Source organism: Mycobacterium montefiorense, from assembly GCF_003112775.1.
GTDB lineage: Bacteria > Actinomycetota > Actinomycetes > Mycobacteriales > Mycobacteriaceae > Mycobacterium > Mycobacterium montefiorense.
Genome location: NZ_BFCH01000009.1, coordinates 46,679 through 62,566 on the forward strand (window position 1 = coordinate 46,679; position 15,888 = coordinate 62,566).

Genomic DNA, 15,888 nt, shown 5'->3' on the forward strand with positions numbered 1-15,888 from the left:
TGGCGGCTACGGCCGCGCCACTTCCACCATCTCGAAGTCGGATTTTGCGGCGCCGCAGTCCGGGCAGCTCCAGTCGTCGGGGATGTCGTCCCAGCGGGTGCCGGGGGCGATGCCGTCTTCGGGCCAGCCCTTGGCCTCGTCGTACTCGAATCCGCACTGCACGCAGATAAAGAGCTTGAAGTCGTTCACTGGTTCACTCCTATGGTTTCGAAATCAACCTTCTCGAGCACCGCACAATCGGGGCAGCACCAGTCGTCGGGAATGTCACCGAAGGGCGTGCCCGCGGAAAAGCCTTCGCGGGGGCAGCCTTTCGCTTCGTCGTAGGTGTAGTCGCAGCAGGGGCAGCGGTAGGCGGTCATGCCGGCACGCCGTACTTCGCGAGCACTCGCTCGCGCTTGCGCGGGTGGATGTTGACCTTGGTGATGTCGCCGTCGTAGTGCGCCAGCACCCGGTGGTCCATCACCTTGCGCCACACCGGCGGGAAGTAGGTCAGCCCGATCATCGACGCGTACCCGCTGGGCAGGTTAGGCGAGCCCGCCATGCTGCGCAACGTCTGGTAACGCCGGGTGGGGTTGGCGTGGTGATCGCTGTGCCGCTGTAGGTGGTACAGGAACAGGTTGGTGACGATGTGGTCGGAGTTCCAGCTGTGCACCGGGGCACAACGCTCGTAGCGGCCGTTCGCGTTCTTCTGTCGTAGCAGGCCGTAATGCTCGAGGTAGTTGACGGTTTCCAGCAGGGAGAAGCCGAAGATCGCCTGAATGACGATGAACGGAATCACCCCCACGCCGAAGCCGGCGATCAGCGCGCCGAACAGCAGCACCGACATGGCCCAGGCATTGAGCACGTCGTTGGACGCGTACGTCCTGGGGTCCCACGGGCTGCGGCCGAGCCGGCGAATCCGCTGCGCCTCGAGGTGAACCGACGAGCGCAGGCTGCCGAACACGCTGCGGGGTAGGAACTCCCAGAAGGTCTCGCCGAAGCGGGCCGACGCCGGGTCCTCGGGGGTGGAGACGCGCACGTGGTGACCGCGGTTGTGCTCGATGTAGAAGTGACCGTAGGCCGTCTGCGCCAGGGTGATCTTGGACAGCCAGCGCTCCAGCGAGTCCTTCTTATGCCCCATCTCGTGCGCGGTGTTGATGCCGACGCCGCCGAGCACACCGACCGAGAGCGCGACGCCGACCTTGCCGATCCAGCCCAAGCCGCCGTCAAAACCCAGCCATCCCAGGTCCGAAGCGGTGAACAGGTAGGCGCCCACCACCACGGACAGGTACTGGAACGGGATGTAGATGTAAGTGCAGTAGCGGTAGTACTTGTCGTTCTCCAGCCGCTCCATCACCTCATCGGGAGGGTTCTGCCCGTCGGGGCCGAAACGCAGATCCAGGATCGGCAGCAGGACGTACAGCAGGATCGGCCCGATCCACAGCGGCACCTGGGCCGCGCCATGCCAGCCGCCCTGGTTCAGTCCCCAGACGATCGGCAGCATCACGAACAACGCCGTCGGCGGGATCAGGCCCATCAACCACAGGTAACGCTTCTTGTCGCGCCATTCGGTTACCCCGGGCTCTTGGGCCGCCTGGATCTGGATGGTCATATGCCAAACCTCCTTGTGAGTCATACCACGCTGAAGTTGACAATACTGCTATCTGCGTCTTGTGTCTAGACACGGATGGTATCTTTGTAAAGACAATGGTTACACCAGCTGCTCCGCCTGCCGGCGGCCCTGCACCGAGTGGCGGTATCCGTAACCGGCATAAATCGCGGCCCCCGCCAGCAGCCACACCCCGAAGCGCACCCAGGTCAACGCGGTCAGGTTCACCATCAGCCAGGCACACGCGCAGATCGAGGCCATCGGAAGCGCCGGCACCCAGGGCGCACGGAATCCGCGCTCCAGATCCGGCCGGGTCCGGCGCAGCACGATCACTCCGGCGGACACCAGCACGAACGCGAACAACGTCCCGACGTTGACCATCTCCTCGAGCTTGCTGATCGGGAAGATCGACGCGGTCGCCGCGACCACCAGCGCGACGAGCACGGTGATCCGCACCGGCGTCCCGCGCGAACTCGTCTTGGCCAACGACCGCGGCAACAACCCGTCGCGCGCCATCGCGAACAGGACCCGGCAGCCCCCGAGAACGAGAACCATCACCACGGTGGTCAGCCCCGCCAGTGCGCCGATCGCGATGATCTTGCTCGCCCAATCAAGCCCATTCGCGGTGAACGCGGTGGCCAGGTTCGCCGGCTTGCCGCCGGGCATGGTCTTGAGCTGGGTGTAGGAAACCATGCCGGACAACACGACAGAGACCGCGATGTAAAGGACGGTCACGACCGCCAGCGACGTCAGGATCCCTCGTGGCACGTCACGTTGCGGTCCTTTGGTCTCCTCGGCCATCGTCGCGACGATGTCGAACCCGACGAACGCGAAGAACACGATCGAGGCGCCGGCCAGCACGCCGTACCACCCGTAATGGCTGCTTTGCGCCCCGGTCAACAGCGACAGCACCGACTGGTTGATGCCAGTGGCTTCGTGCCCGGCTTCCGGCTTGGGGATGAATGGTGAGTAGTTGGAACCCTTGATGTAGAAGATGCCGACCACCACGACGAACAGCACCACCGAAACCTTGATGGCGGTAATCACCGCCGAGATCCTCGACGACACCTTGGTGCCCATGGCGACGAACGTCGCCACCACCGCGACGATCAGCAGCGCACCCCAATCGAAGTTGATCGAGCCCAAGTTGACTGTGCCACCGGCGAATCCAAAGACCGTCCCCAGGTAACTCGACCAGCCTTTGGACACCACGGCGGCACCGATTACCAATTCCAGCAACAGATTCCAGCCGATGATCCAGGCCAGGAACTCACCGAACGTGGCGTAGGAGAAGGTATACGCGCTGCCGGCGACCGGCAGCGTCGAGGCGAATTCGGCGTAGCACAGCGCCGCCAGCGCACAGGTGACCGCGGCGAACACGAACGAAATCCAGATCGCCGGGCCGGTGATATCACCGGCGGTCGATGCGGTCACCGTGAAAATGCCGGCCCCAATCACCACGGCGACGCCGAACACCGTCAAGTCCCACCAGGTGAGGTCTTTGCGCAGCCGGGTGTCCGGCTCGTCGGTGTCGTCGATCGACTGTTCGACCGACTTGGTGCGCCATCGGTTGGCCATCTGCCGCTCTCTCCTGAATCGTGGGAACGTCGTTGGAGCGCACGTTACTGGGTACTCCCCCGGGATGTCAGATGGCGGAGACAACATGCAGGGTCATGCGGTAGTGATCGGCGCCAGCATCGCTGGCTTGTGCGCCGCGAAGGTGCTCTCGGATTGGTATTCCCAGGTCAGCATCTATGAGCGCGACGAACTGCCGAGCACGCCGGCAAACCGCGCGACAATCCCGCAGGATCGGCATTTGCATTTGTTGATGGCGCGCGGGGCGGCGGAATTCGACACCCTGTTCCCCGGCCTGCTCAACGACATGGTGGCCGCCGGCGTCCCTATCCTGGAAAACCGGCCGGACTGCATCCACTTGGGTGCCGCGGGCCATGTGCTTGGGACGGGACACACGCTGCGCGACGAGTTCACCGCTTACGTGCCCAGCCGACCGCATCTGGAATGGCAGCTACGCAGCCGCGTCCAGGAAATCGACAATGTCACGATCGTGCGGCGCGCTGTCGCCGAACCACGATTCGACCGCGCGCGCCAGCGGGTGACGGGCGTGCTGCTAGACCCCGACGACGGGGAGCCAGAATTCGTCAGCGCAGACCTCGTTGTCGACGCGGCGGGCCGCGGCACTCGGCTGCCAGTGTGGTTGACGCAGTGGGGATATCAGCGTCCCACCGAGGAAACATTGGACATCCGCATCAACTACGCCAGTCACGAGTTCCGCATGCCGGAGGGACTGGTACCGGAGAGGGTGGTGGTAGCCGGCGCCTCTCACGACCAGTCGCTGGGAATGGGCATGCTGTGCTACGAAGGCGGCACCTGGGTGCTGACCACCTTCGGCGTGGCCGGCGCCAAGCCGCCAACGACGTTTCCCGAGATGCTTGCGCTGACGGGTACGTTGCTCCCGGCGCATTTCGCCGACGCCCTAGCGCAGGCCGAACCCGTTGGCGCGCCGGCATTTCACGCCTTCCCGGCCAGCAGATGGCGCCGCTACGACAAGCTGGACCGCTTCCCGGCCGGGATCATCCCGTTCGGCGATGCCGTCGCCAGCTTCAATCCCACCTTCGGGCAGGGCATGACGATGACGTCGCTGCAGGCCGGTCATCTGCGGCGGGCATTGCGATCCGCGAATGCCGACATCGCCGGCGAACTCAATCGGGCGACCGCCAAGACCACCTGGCCGGTGTGGATCATGAATGCCATCGGCGACGTCGCCTTTCACCACGCCGGCACGCCCGGGCCGATCCCCTGGTGGTGGCGGCCGTCGGGTGCGCTGTTCGACCAATTCCTCGGCGCCGCCGAGACCGAACCCGTTCTCGCCGAATGGTTTTTGCGCCGTTTCTCACTGCTCGACAGCCTCTATATGGTGCCGCCGCCGCGGATCATCGGCCGGACCATGGCCCACAACCTGCGGCTGTGGCTGCGCGACCGCCGGGAGTCGCGGCGGGCGGGCAAGGCCGTCACAAACCTACGGTCGCCCTGAACAACTTGGCGGGCTCGTGTGCGACCAGCCCCACCGGGCCGTCGTCGGCCGCGACCCAGGCGGCCATCCCGCGCTTGAGCTCCAGCGACCCGGACTTCCCGTGCACCGTCGCCGAACCCTCTACGCACAACAAGATCTGGGGGCCTTGAACGTCACCGTGACTCGGCGACGCGTCGACCTCGTGGCCCAGATGCTCGCCTTCCAGGGTCAGCAGCGCGACCGCGAACTCGTCGGCCGGGGTGTCGTAGATCAGCCCGAGCCCCTCGCGGTGCAGCTGCGGCCGCAGCTGCGCCTCGGCGGTGGGCGCGAAGTCCAGCACCCGCAATAACTCGGGCACATCGACGTGCTTGGGGGTCATGCCACCGCGTAACACGTTGTCGGAGTTGGCCATAACCTCGATCGCGAACCCACGCAAATAGGTGTGCAGGTTGCCGGCCGGAATGAAGAGCGCCTCGCCCGCGGCCAGGCTGATCCGGTTGAGCAACAACGACGCCAGCACTCCGGCGTCTCCGGGGTAGCGTTCGCCGAGTTCGAGCACCGTCCTGGCTTCGGCCGCGAATTCCGTTGCGCCGGAGCTGACGTACTGGATGGCCCCGTCGATCACCGAGGACACCAGCACATCGACGTCGGGCTGCGGCGCGGTAATCCAGGTGGTGAACAACGCACGCAGACCGTCGGCGTCGGACTGGTCGTTCAGTAATTCGATGTAGGGGTCGAGGTCGGTGACCGCCAGCGCCCGCAGCAGCTCGATCGTTCGGGACGCCTGACGAAAACCGGCGAGCGCCTCGAACGAGTGCAACGCCACCAACAACTCGGGCTTGTGCGAGGTATCGCGGTAGTTGCGGACCGGCGAGGCGACCGGGATGCCCAATTTTTCCTCGCGCAGATAACCCTCGATGGCCTGTTCGGCACTCGGGTGCGCCTGTAGCGAGAGCGGTTCGTCGGCAGCGAGCACCTTCACCAGGAACGGCAGCACGTCGCCGAACCGGTCGCGCGACGCGGTGCCGAGCTGTCCCTCCGGATCGGCGGCCACCGCCTCCAACAGCGAAAGTTCGCCCTTGTCGGTTTCCAGCCAGGCCGGGTCGCCCGGATGCGCGCCGAACCAGAGCTCGGCCTCGGGGTGAGCCGCGGGCACCGGGCGCCCGGTGAATTCGGCGATAGCGGTACGCGACCCCCATGCGTAGGTCCGTACGGCACCGCGAAGCACATCCACTTGTCTATCTATCCCCGCACCAGTCGCAAGTAAACGGCGGCCATCTCCAGCCGAACGGCCAATACTGCCAGTTGCTGCTCGGCGCGCCCGGCACCGGTCGGTTCGCGCGGAGCAGCAGGGGCGGTCACGGCGTCGGACGTGTTGGACACATCGGGCACATCCTCGGCCGCGACCAAGTAGACGTCGTCGAGCCCGGCAATCCGAGCGGCCGCCACCGTGCGGTCGCCGGACAACGTCAGCACCAGCACCCGTAGTCGCTGCGGCAACGGTCCGTCGAGCTCTTCGTCGTGGAAAAGCGCATCGACCGACGACGGGGATCCGGCCAACCCGGAGCCGACCTCGGCGGGCTCGCGCAGTGCCACAACCGCGTCCGCCAGCCCGGTGGCGGCGACCACCTGGCGCGCGATCCGCAGCAGGGCCGAACTGCCGTGCCGGGCCAGCGCGAGCGTCGCCGCACAGTCACCGGCCAGCGCAACCCGGTGATCGGACAGGCGTGCGGCAATTGTCTTGGCTGGGTTGGTGAATAGCTCGCGGGACGCACTGTTGCGCAGTGCCTCGGCGTCCAGCTCATCGGCGAGCGCCGGCACATCGATATCCAGTCGGGGATCCACCGTTTGCAACGTGGCCAATCCGGCGGCCAGATACCGGCACAATCCGAACTCGTCGGGAACCCACAGCCGCGGCGCCAGCACCGCGGCGCGGCCAGCGGTGGCGTCGCGCAGCGGACCCTCGTACGGCGCGACGACGACCACCCGGGCACCGCGGCGCACCCCGGTCGCGGCGGCACTGACCAGGGCTGGATCGCCTGGGTCGTCGCCCGCGACGATCAGCACGTCGAGCGGACCCGCCCACGGCGGGGCCTCGCTGACGACCGCGATCGGCGCCGACGCCGCGCCGCCCTGCGTCGCGGCCAGCATCGCCCCGGCCGTCTCGGCGGTCCCCCGGCCGGCCACCCAGATGACGCTGCGCGGGCGGTCGCCGGTGCGCAGGGAGTTCAGTTCGCCTTCATCGACCGCCGCGGCGACGGCGCGCACCTGCGCTCCCGCCGACGAAACGGACCGCAACAAGCCCTGTCCGTCGGCGGCGAGCAGACCGTCGATGTCTTCTAGATCGATCGCGCGGGTGGCGTTCACGGCACACCCTCGTTGCGCTGCACCTGGCCGATTATCTCGGTGCTGATCTCGGCAATCATCGCTTCGACATCCTCGGCGGTGCGCCCCTCGGCGTTGAGCCGCAGCAACGGCTCGGTGTTCGAGGTGCGCAGGTTGAACCAGCTGCCGTCGCCCAAATCCACCGTCACCCCGTCCAGGTGATCGATGGAGTGAATCCGGCTGCCGAACGACTTCAACACGGCGTCCACGCACAATGCGGCGTCGTCCACCTTGAAATTGATCTCGCCGGAGGATTCGTAGCGGTGGTAGTCCGCGGTCAGCTCCGAGAGCGGCCGGTCCTGCTCACCGAGGGCGGCCAGCACGTACAGCGCGGCCAGCATGCCCGAGTCGGCGCCCCAGAAATCACGGAAGTAGTAGTGCGCCGAATGTTCACCGCCGAAGATCGCACCGGTTTCGGCCATCAGCGTCTTGATATAGGAGTGTCCGACGCGCGAGCGCAGCGGTGTGCCGCCGCGCTCGGCGACCAGTTCGGGCACCGCGCGAGACGTGATCAGATTGTGGATGACGGTGGCGCCGATCTCCCGGCCGAGTTCGCGGGCGGCCACCAGGCTGGTCACCGTCGACGGCGAGACCGGCATCCCGCGCTCGTCGACCACGAAGCACCGGTCGGCGTCGCCGTCGAAGGCCAGCCCGATATCGGCGCCGGTTTCGCGCACATAAAACTGCAGATCCAGCAGGTTGGCCGCGTCCAGCGGGTTGGCTTCGTGATTGGGAAACGAACCGTCAAGCTCAAAGTACAACGGCAGCAACGTGATTGAGCCGATCGCGCCAAGCACCGCCGGTGCCGTGTGCCCGGCCATGCCGTTGCCCGCGTCCACCGCCACCCGCAGCGGGCGCAATCCGGAGGTCTGGACCAGCGAACGCAGGAACTCGCCGTAGTCGGCGAGCACGTCACGATCGCCGATGGTCCCGGGCTTCCCGTCGTAAGCCCCGACCCCGGCGATCAGGTCTTCGGTGATCACTTTCAGCCCGCTGTCCGCGCCGACCGGCAAGGCGGCGGCCCGGCAGAGCTTGATGCCGTTGTAGGCGGCGGGGTTGTGGCTGGCGGTGAACATCGCGCCGGGGCAGTCCAGCAACCCCGAGGCGAAATACAGCTGATCGGTGGACGCTAACCCGATGCGCACCACGTCCAGGCCCTGGTTGGTCACCCCGGTCGCGAAGGCAGCGGCAAGCGACGGCGAACTGTCGCGCATGTCGTATCCGATCGCCACACGTTGGGCACCCTCGCCGCGCATCAACGCGGCGAACGCGGCCCCGATGTCGGCGACCAGCGACTCGTCGATCTCTTCGCCAACCAGCCCCCGGATGTCATAAGCCTTGATGACACGGTGGACAGTCGCGGCGGGCCGAGACATGCGGGGCCTCCTTGACGCCATAGATTGATTTGCCTCTTGGCGTCAGCCTATCGGCCCGCAGAAGTTACGGTTCCAAACGGTTTAGAAGAAACCCCGCCGCGCTAGTCGGACGGATCGGGCAGCACCCGCAGATGCCCGCGACGGCGTCCGGAGCGTTTTTCGGACGGCGCGAGCAGATGGCTGCTGGGCGCGGTGGCCTGAGCTCCGGCGTGCTGGACGTGTTGATCGGAAAAGCCGTTCAGCGGCATGCCGGTTCCGCCGGCGTACGACACCGCCGTCTCCCCCTGACCGCCTTCGCGCACGGCATCGGCAAGGGCGACCAAATCGTCTTCGTCGGGATTCGTGGGCTCCGAATTCAGGGGTCCGGCGTGCCGCACCAGCTCCCATCCGCGGGGCGCGGTGATCCGGCCGGCGTGGCCGACGCACAAATCCCACGAATGCGGCTCGCGCGCGGTCGCGAGTGGTCCTACAACTGCCGTCGAGTCCGAGTAGACGAACGTCAGGGTCGCCACGGCGTAATGCGGGCACCCGGGCCGGCAGCAGCGACGGGGAACGTTCACGTCGCAAAGGCTATCGTGCGGAAACGCCCCCGAAGCGCCGGACACGCGCATCCGTTCGTCGCACGATGTTCAACCGTTACCATCGGCGCGTGGGTGATTGGCGCAGTTTCCCGCGCAACGGGCGGCCGTCAGGCCGAACGTCTGGGCACCGGGCAACTCGGCGGGGGCGCGATATGCGCGGCCCTTTGCTGCCGACGACGGTGCCCGGATGGCGCAGTCGGGCCGAGCGATTCGACATGGCGGTGCTGGAGGCTTACGAACCCATCGAGCGGCGCTGGCAATCGCGAGTGGCCGAACTTGATGTGGCAGTCGATGAAATTCCCCGCATCGCGGCCAAGGATCCGGAAAGCGTGCAGTGGCCGCCCGAGGTCGTCGCCGACGGACCCATCGCACTGGCCCGGTTGATCCCGGCCGGGGTGGATGTCCGAGGCAATTCGACAAGGGCGCGAATTGTGCTGTTTCGCAAACCGATCGAACGGCGCGCTAAAGACACCGTCGAACTTGGCGAATTATTGCATGAGATTCTGGTGGCTCAGGTCGCCATTTATCTCGACGTTGAACCAACGGTTATCGACCCGACGATCGAGGACGAATAAAACCGATAAGGGTTTGTCGCCTCAGATGATGCCGCGCTTGAGGCGGCGGCGCTCGCGCTCGGAGAGACCACCCCAGATGCCGAAGCGCTCGTCATGCGCCAGGGCGTACTCGAGGCACTCGTGACGTACCTCGCAGCCCAGGCAGATCTTCTTGGCCTCGCGGGTCGACCCCCCCTTCTCCGGGAAGAAGGCCTCCGGGTCGGTCTGCGCGCACAGCGCGCGGTCCTGCCACTGGTCCGGAGTGAGTTCGGATTCCGGCAACGGCAACGGCTCGGGCTCGAATGCGACTGGCGCATCGGGAACCACAGTCAAGTGCGGCCGGAAAATCGGCGCCGGCGAGGAGCTGATCGCGGCGTGCTCAGTGCTTGGCATGACGCCCCGTAGGTGCTCGTAAGACATGCGTCGTACGCCTCCTCAGCTTCGTGTTTGAGAGAGTGGTTGTTTCCCGCTGTTCTGATGTAACAGACAATTCGAACAAGTGATCGAATCTCGGTCTGCGACACCGGAACCGGCCGGCCAACCGGGAAATGACACTGATGTGATTAGACACGGGTTAATCTGCCGGGTCAAGCGTTTCGGCGTATTTCCATACCATCTCGTGATCAAATTCCGGCGTTTCTGTTATTCCGGCCCTTCGGCGTGTCCATCACAACCGCTCCCAACTGTTGGATGTGGTCGTCGATTTCGGACCTTCGGTGGCCGGTACTGTCGTGCGATGTGAAGGTCACCGTTCTGGTCGGCGGGGTCGGCGGCGCCCGATTCCTGCTGGGTGTTCAACAGTTACTCGGGCTGGGTCAGTTCAGCGCCGAGGGACGAGCAACCGGCCACGAGCTGACTGCCGTCGTCAACATTGGCGACGATGCCTGGATCCATGGGGTCCGGATTTGTCCTGATTTGGACACCTGCATGTATACCTTAGGTGGAGGCGTCGACCCCGAGCGGGGATGGGGTCACCGGGACGAGACCTGGCATGCCAAAGAGGAATTGGCGCGTTATGGTGTTCAGCCGGATTGGTTCCAACTGGGTGACCGCGATCTGGGAACCCATCTCGTACGCACCCAGATGCTCATCGCCGGCTACCCGCTGTCAGCGGTCACCACGGCGCTCTGCGACCGGTGGCAACCGGGCGCGCAACTGGTACCCGCCAGCGACAACCGCTGCGAAACACACGTGGTGATCACCGATCCCGCCGACAGCAGCCGGCGCGCGATCCACTTCCAGGAATGGTGGGTGCGCTATCGGGCCAACGTGAGCACCCACAGCTTCGCGTTCGTCGGCGCCGAAACGGCCAGCGCGACAACTGAAGCGGTCCAGGCCATCGGCGACGCCGACATTATCTTGCTGGCTCCGTCAAATCCGGTGGTGAGCGTCGGCGCGATCCTGGCCGTCCCGGGCATTCGCGGCGCACTGCGGGCGGCTTCCGCACCGGTCGTCGGCTACTCGCCGATCATCGGCGGAAAGCCATTGCGTGGCATGGCCGATGCCTGCCTCGAGGTGATCGGGGTCGATTCCACCGCCGAAGCCGTCGGTAGGTACTACGGCGCGCGCGCGGCCACCGGGATATTGGATTGCTGGCTCGTACACGAAGGCGATCACGCGGAAATCGAAGGCGTCGCGGTGCGCTCGGTGCCGCTGCTGATGAGCGACCCCAAGGCGACCGCCGAAATGGTCTCCGCCGGATTCGACATTGCGGGCGTGCTGCCATGACCCCTACGCCGAAAGAGCATGGCACCGCCGCGGCGATCGAGATCCTGCCCGTCACCGGGCTTCCCGAATTCCGCCCCGGCGACGATCTCGGTGCCGCGATCGCCGCCGCCGTGCCATGGCTGCGAGACAACGACGTCGTGGTGGTCACCAGCAAGGTGGTGTCCAAGTGCGAGGGCCGGTTGGTCGCCGCGCCCGAGAATCCCGAGGAGCGCGATGAGCTCCGGCGCAAGCTGGTCGACGACGAGGCGGTGCGGGTGCTGGCCCGCAAGGGCCGGACGCTGATCACCGAGAACCGGCTCGGGCTGGTCCAGGCCGCCGCCGGTGTCGACGGATCCAATGTCGGCCGAACCGAACTCGCGCTGCTGCCCATCGACCCCGACGCCAGCGCGGCGGCGCTGCGGACCGCATTGCGCGACAAGCTCGGTGTCGGCGTCGCGGTGGTGATCACCGACACCATGGGCCGGGCCTGGCGCAACGGCCAGATCGACGCCGCGGTCGGTGCAGCGGGTTTGGCTGTGCTGCACGGCTATTCCGGTGCGGTCGACGAGCATGGCAACGAGCTGGTGGTCACCGAGATCGCGGTGGCCGACGAAGTCGCCGCGGCTGCCGATCTGGTCAAGGGCAAGCTGACCGCCATGCCGGTGGCCGTCGTCCGCGGCCTGCGCGTCGTCGATGACGGCACCACGGCACGGCATTTGCTGCGATCCGGTCCCGACGATCTGTTCTGGCTCGGCACCGCCGAAGCCATCGAGATGGGCCGCCAACAGGCCCAGCTGTTGCGCAGATCGGTGCGCCGGTTCTCTGACGAGCCGGTGCCGCCGGATTTGATCGAGGCCGCCGTCGCCGAGGCCCTGACCGCACCGGCCCCGCATCACACCCGCCCGGTGCGGTTCGTGTGGCTGCGCACTGCGGCCACCCGGACCCGACTGCTCGACCGCATGCAGGACAAGTGGCGCGCCGACCTCGCCGGTGACGGCAGGGCCGCCGCCTCGATCGACCGGCGGGTGGCACGCGGCCAGATCCTCTACGACGCACCCGAGGTGGTCATCCCGATGCTGGTGCTCGACGGGGCACACACTTATACCGACGCCGAGCGCACCGATGCCGAGCACACGATGTTCACTGTCGCCGTCGGCGCGGCCGTGCAGGCTCTGCTGGTCGCGCTGGCCGTTCGGGGGGTGGGCAGCTGCTGGATCGGCTCGACGATCTTTGCCGCCGATTTGGTGCGGGCCGAGCTGGAATTGCCGCCCGATTGGGAGCCGTTGGGCGCCATCGCGATCGGTTACGAATCCGAAGAAGCACGGGCCGCCGGGTTGCGCGATCCCGTGAATCCCGGGGATCTCCTGATCGACAAGTGATACTGAGCCGGTGAAGACGTTCGCGGGCAAGGCGGCCGTATCGGCCGACAAGGTCCGCGGCGGCTACTACACACCGACATCGGTGGCGCGATTTCTGGCCCGCTGGGTCCGCGAGGCCGGCCCCCGGATTGTCGAACCCTCCTGCGGCGACGGCGCAATCCTGCGTGAGCTGGCCGAGCTGAGCAACCAGGCACACGGCGTGGAACTCGTCGACAGCGAGGCGGCGAAGTCGCGAGCGTTCGCTCCGGTGGACGCGGCGAACCTGTTCGTCTGGCTGACCGAGATCCCGTCCGTCGACCGCGACGGGGTCGCGGGCAACCCGCCCTACATTCGATTCGGCAACTGGGCATCCGAGCAACGAGAGCCGGCGCTCGACCTGATGCGACGCGAAGGTCTGCGCCCCAGCAGGTTGACCAATGCCTGGGTTCCTTTCGTCGTAGCAAGCACCGCATTGGTGCGCGATGGTGGACGAGTGGGTTTGGTATTGCCCGCCGAATTGCTGCAAGTCGGTTATGCCGCGCAATTGCGCGAATTTCTGCTCACCCGCTATCGCGAAATCACCCTGATCACATTTGAACGTCTGGTGTTCGACGGCATCCTGCAGGAAGTCGTGTTGTTCTGCGGGGTGACCGGTGCGGGCCCCGCGCGGATTCGCACAGTCAATCTCACCGACGCCGATGCACTCGAGGACGCTGACCTCGATGTGGATTCCGCTCCCGCGCTGCTGCACGAACAGGAGAAGTGGACCAAATACTTTTTGGACCCTGCCGCGATCGGACTGCTGCGCACCCTCAAGGGATCCGACACGATGACGCGGCTCGGGTCCATCGCCGATGTCGACGTCGGCATCGTGACAGGCCGCAACAGCTTCTTCACCTTCACCAACGCACAAGCCCACGAGCTGGGACTGCGGCCGCACTGCGTCCCGCTCGTCTCGCGCAGCAGACAGCTGAGCGGCCTGGTCTACGACACCGATTGCCGGGCAAGCGATGTCGCGGCCGGGCACCGGACCTGGCTGCTCAACGCCCCGGACACCCCGGCCGATTCCGCTCTGGCCGCCCACATCGATGCGGGTGAGGCCGACGGCGTCCACCGCGGCTACAAGTGCTCGATCCGGACGCCGTGGTGGCGTACTCCGTCGCTATGGGTCCCCGACCTGTTCCTGCTGCGCCAGATTCACCTGGCCCCGCGCCTGACGGTCAACGCCGCCGGCGCGACGAGCACCGACACCGTGCATCGGGTGCGGCTCATCGGCTCCCGCGAAAGCCGGGTCGACCCGGCGGCGTTTGCCGCGGTGTTCCACAACAGCGCGACGTTCGCCTTCGCCGAGGTGATGGGCCGTAGTTACGGTGGAGGAATCTTGGAACTGGAGCCGCGCGAAGCCGAGCAGCTGCCCATTCCCGCACCGGCGCATGCCGGCGCGGGACTCGCCGAAGATGTCGATCTCCTGTTGAAAGCCAACGAAATCGAGAAGGCACTCGACACCGTCGACCGTCATGTCCTGATCGACGGGCTCGGCTGGTCGCCGGATGTCGTCGCGCAGTGCCGAGCGGCATGGCAGACGCTGCGCGATCGCCGAACCCGGCGCAGCGCGCGATGAGCATCCGCGACTCGGCGATCTCGCTCCTCACCGACTGGCAGGCGCCCGACCCGGCGCAGGACTCGCTGCGGCATGCCGTGCTGGCCTTCGTGCACGGCCGCCCCGACGCGTGCCTGCGCGAGTGCGAAGCCGGCCACGTCACGGCGTCGGCGATCGTGCTCGATCACACCGGTACCCGGGTGCTGCTGACGCTGCATCGCCGGCTGCGCCGCTGGGTGCAGCTCGGCGGCCATTGCGACGATGACGACTCAGACATCGTGGCCGCGGCGCTGCGCGAGGCCGTCGAGGAATCCGGTATCGCCGATCTGCGCATCGCACCGGATCTGGCCGCGATTCACGTCCATCCGCTCACCTGCTCGCTGGGCGTCCCGACCCGCCATCTCGACCTGCAATTCGTGGCGCACGCGCCGACGGGCGCGCAGATCGCGATCAGCGACGAATCCGAGGACTTGCGCTGGTGGCCGGCCGACACGTTGCCGCCCGGGACCGATTACGCGCTCGCCCACCTGGTTTCGCGGGCGACGTCTTCCTGACCCGCGCGGCGTGACTGCAGCGTCACGTTCGGCGCCCAACGTGACTGCAGCGTCACGTTCGGCGAAAAGAGGGTCACACATCCGACGAGTAGCGGATCCCACCGTCGGGAATGGAGACGCCGGGCCACACCCGGGCGCCGCGCAGCAGCTCACAGCGGGCACCGATATCGGCGCCATCGCCGATCACACCGTCGCGGATCAGGGCGCGCGGCCCGATGCGGGCCCCGAAGCCGATGATCGAGCGTTCGATCACGCTGCCGGCCTCGATCTTGGCGCCCTCGAAAATCACCGCGCCGTCCAGCCGCACCCCGGGACCGATCTCGGCGCCGCGCCCGACGACAGTGCCGCCGATCACCACCGCGCCAGGCGACACCGCCGCGCCGTCGTGCACCAGCTGCTCGCCCCGATGTCCCTGCAGCGCCGGGGACGTGACGATGCCGCGCACCAGGTCCGACGATCCGCGGACAAAGTCGTCCGGGGTGCCCATGTCGCGCCAATAGGTGGCGTCGACGTAGCCGCAGAACTTGACGTCGGGGTCCGACAGCAGCGACGGGAACACCTCGCGCTCGACCGACACCGGCCGGCCACGCGGAATCCGGTCGATGATCTCGCGCTCGAAGACGTAGGTACCGGCGTTGATCTGATCGGTCGGCGGATCCTCGGTCTTCTCCAGAAAAGCCATCACCCGGTTGTTCTCGTCGGTCGGCACGCAACCGAACGCGCGCGGATCGCCAACCCGAACCAGGTGCAGCGTGACGTCGGCTTGGTTGGCCCGGTGCGCCTGGACCAGCTGACCGAGGTCAGCACCCGAGAGCACGTCACCGTTGAACACCAACGCGGTGTCATGGCGCAGCTTGTCGGCGATGTTGGCGATGCCGCCGCCGGTCCCCAGCGGTTCGGATTCGGTGACGTAATCGATCTGAAGACCAAGCGCGGACCCGTCACCGAACTCCGCTTCGAACACCCCGGCCTTGTATGAGGTGCTCAGGATCACGTGGTCGACGCCCGCAGCGGCGACCCGCGACAACATATGCGTCAGAAACGGCACCCCGGCCGTCGGCAGCATCGGCTTGGGCGCCGACAGCGTCAGCGGCCGCAGCCGAGTGCCTTTACCGCCGACCAGGATCACCGCATCCACTGGAAGAGTCGCCAAT

Annotated in this window: 16 protein-coding genes; 6 read left to right on the forward strand and 10 right to left on the reverse strand. The window is 66.6% G+C overall.

Annotated elements, in window-relative coordinates; genetic code table 11:
* Window positions 1-6: 6 nt before the first annotated feature.
* The 4 genes from DB708_RS06890 to DB708_RS06905 form a co-directional block, all read right to left on the reverse strand.
* Window positions 7-189, reverse strand: coding sequence for a rubredoxin (locus DB708_RS06890; RefSeq protein WP_108921211.1), 183 nt, complete (start codon window positions 187-189; stop codon window positions 7-9).
* The gene (locus DB708_RS06895) at window positions 186-359 is read right to left on the reverse strand and encodes a rubredoxin (protein ID WP_108921212.1); all 174 of its coding nucleotides are present in this window, start codon (window positions 357-359) and stop codon (window positions 186-188) included. Before DB708_RS06895 ends, DB708_RS06890 begins: the two co-directional genes overlap by 4 nt.
* A complete protein-coding gene (locus tag DB708_RS06900; protein WP_108921213.1) occupies window positions 356-1,591 on the reverse strand; it encodes an alkane 1-monooxygenase in 1,236 nt (411 codons plus the stop codon). The genes DB708_RS06895 and DB708_RS06900 overlap by 4 nt, the downstream gene beginning before the upstream one ends.
* Window positions 1,592-1,690: 99 nt before the next feature.
* Window positions 1,691-3,166, reverse strand: a complete 1,476-nt coding sequence (locus DB708_RS06905; protein WP_108921214.1) for an amino acid permease — start codon at window positions 3,164-3,166, stop codon at window positions 1,691-1,693.
* Window positions 3,167-3,230: 64 nt separating this feature from the next.
* Between DB708_RS06905 and DB708_RS06910 the strand changes: the two genes are divergently transcribed.
* On the forward strand, window positions 3,231-4,640 hold the full coding sequence (locus tag DB708_RS06910; protein ID WP_165839756.1) for an FAD-dependent oxidoreductase: 1,410 nt from the start codon (window positions 3,231-3,233) through the stop codon (window positions 4,638-4,640).
* On the opposite strand, the gene manA is transcribed toward DB708_RS06910, so the two are convergent.
* The 4 genes from manA to DB708_RS06930 all read right to left on the reverse strand — a co-directional run bounded on the left by manA (window position 4,618) and on the right by DB708_RS06930 (window position 8,940).
* On the reverse strand, window positions 4,618-5,853 hold the full coding sequence (gene manA / locus DB708_RS06915) for a mannose-6-phosphate isomerase, class I (protein ID WP_108921215.1): 1,236 nt from the start codon (window positions 5,851-5,853) through the stop codon (window positions 4,618-4,620). The genes DB708_RS06910 and manA overlap by 23 nt on opposite strands.
* Window positions 5,854-5,861: 8 nt before the next feature.
* On the reverse strand, window positions 5,862-6,986 hold the full coding sequence (locus DB708_RS06920) for a TobH protein (RefSeq protein WP_108921216.1): 1,125 nt from the start codon (window positions 6,984-6,986) through the stop codon (window positions 5,862-5,864).
* Window positions 6,983-8,380 carry a phosphomannomutase/phosphoglucomutase gene (locus DB708_RS06925; protein WP_108921217.1) on the reverse strand — a complete coding sequence of 466 codons (1,398 nt, stop codon included), beginning with the start codon at window positions 8,378-8,380 and terminating at the stop codon, window positions 6,983-6,985. The genes DB708_RS06920 and DB708_RS06925 overlap by 4 nt, the downstream gene beginning before the upstream one ends.
* A gap of 101 nt (window positions 8,381-8,481) precedes the next feature.
* A complete protein-coding gene (locus tag DB708_RS06930) occupies window positions 8,482-8,940 on the reverse strand; it encodes a DUF3499 domain-containing protein (RefSeq protein WP_201263442.1) in 459 nt (152 codons plus the stop codon).
* Window positions 8,941-9,113: 173 nt separating this feature from the next.
* Between DB708_RS06930 and DB708_RS06935 the strand changes: the two genes are divergently transcribed.
* Window positions 9,114-9,536 carry a metallopeptidase family protein gene (locus tag DB708_RS06935; protein WP_108921219.1) on the forward strand — a complete coding sequence of 141 codons (423 nt, stop codon included), beginning with the start codon at window positions 9,114-9,116 and terminating at the stop codon, window positions 9,534-9,536.
* 21 nt (window positions 9,537-9,557) lie between these two features.
* Here the strand turns inward: DB708_RS06935 and DB708_RS06940 are convergent, their stop codons facing one another.
* Window positions 9,558-9,935 (reverse strand): WhiB family transcriptional regulator, encoded by a 378-nt coding sequence (locus DB708_RS06940; RefSeq protein WP_308203175.1) that lies wholly within the window; start codon window positions 9,933-9,935, stop codon window positions 9,558-9,560.
* A gap of 318 nt (window positions 9,936-10,253) precedes the next feature.
* Between DB708_RS06940 and cofD the strand changes: the two genes are divergently transcribed.
* From cofD to DB708_RS06965, 4 genes are read left to right on the forward strand one after another with little or no spacing between them, the layout of a single operon-like run.
* Window positions 10,254-11,243: a 2-phospho-L-lactate transferase gene (cofD, locus tag DB708_RS06950; protein ID WP_108921221.1), complete on the forward strand. Its 990-nt coding sequence runs from the start codon at window positions 10,254-10,256 to the stop codon at window positions 11,241-11,243.
* Entirely contained in the window at window positions 11,240-12,601 is a 1,362-nt protein-coding gene (locus DB708_RS06955) for a coenzyme F420-0:L-glutamate ligase (RefSeq protein WP_108921222.1), read from the forward strand. The genes cofD and DB708_RS06955 overlap by 4 nt, the downstream gene beginning before the upstream one ends.
* Window positions 12,602-12,611: 10 nt before the next feature.
* A complete protein-coding gene (locus DB708_RS06960; protein WP_108921223.1) occupies window positions 12,612-14,201 on the forward strand; it encodes an Eco57I restriction-modification methylase domain-containing protein in 1,590 nt (529 codons plus the stop codon).
* Window positions 14,198-14,734 (forward strand): NUDIX domain-containing protein, encoded by a 537-nt coding sequence (locus tag DB708_RS06965; protein ID WP_108921330.1) that lies wholly within the window; start codon window positions 14,198-14,200, stop codon window positions 14,732-14,734. Before DB708_RS06960 ends, DB708_RS06965 begins: the two co-directional genes overlap by 4 nt.
* 73 nt (window positions 14,735-14,807) lie before the next feature.
* Here DB708_RS06965 and manB read toward each other — a convergent pair whose 3' ends face one another.
* Window positions 14,808-15,887: a mannose-1-phosphate guanylyltransferase gene (gene manB / locus DB708_RS06970; RefSeq protein ID WP_108921224.1), complete on the reverse strand. Its 1,080-nt coding sequence runs from the start codon at window positions 15,885-15,887 to the stop codon at window positions 14,808-14,810.
* Between the last annotated feature and the right edge of the window lies 1 nt (window position 15,888).

Bases quoted from the DNA above. Each gene is read 5' to 3' on its own strand.
- DB708_RS06935 (WP_108921219.1), top strand. From the start codon at position 9,114: ATGCGCGGCCCTTTGCTGCCGACGACGGTGCCCGGATGGCGCAGTCGG.
- DB708_RS06900 (WP_108921213.1), bottom strand. From the start codon at position 1,591: ATGACCATCCAGATCCAGGCGGCCCAAGAGCCCGGGGTAACCGAATGG.
- DB708_RS06925 (WP_108921217.1), bottom strand. From the start codon at position 8,380: ATGTCTCGGCCCGCCGCGACTGTCCACCGTGTCATCAAGGCTTATGAC.
- DB708_RS06940 (WP_308203175.1), bottom strand. From the start codon at position 9,935: ATGTCTTACGAGCACCTACGGGGCGTCATGCCAAGCACTGAGCACGCC.
- DB708_RS06895 (WP_108921212.1), bottom strand. From the start codon at position 359: ATGACCGCCTACCGCTGCCCCTGCTGCGACTACACCTACGACGAAGCG.
- DB708_RS06955 (WP_108921222.1), top strand. From the start codon at position 11,240: ATGACCCCTACGCCGAAAGAGCATGGCACCGCCGCGGCGATCGAGATC.
- DB708_RS06965 (WP_108921330.1), top strand. From the start codon at position 14,198: ATGAGCATCCGCGACTCGGCGATCTCGCTCCTCACCGACTGGCAGGCG.
- DB708_RS06905 (WP_108921214.1), bottom strand. From the start codon at position 3,166: ATGGCCAACCGATGGCGCACCAAGTCGGTCGAACAGTCGATCGACGAC.
- DB708_RS06910 (WP_165839756.1), top strand. From the start codon at position 3,231: ATGTCAGATGGCGGAGACAACATGCAGGGTCATGCGGTAGTGATCGGC.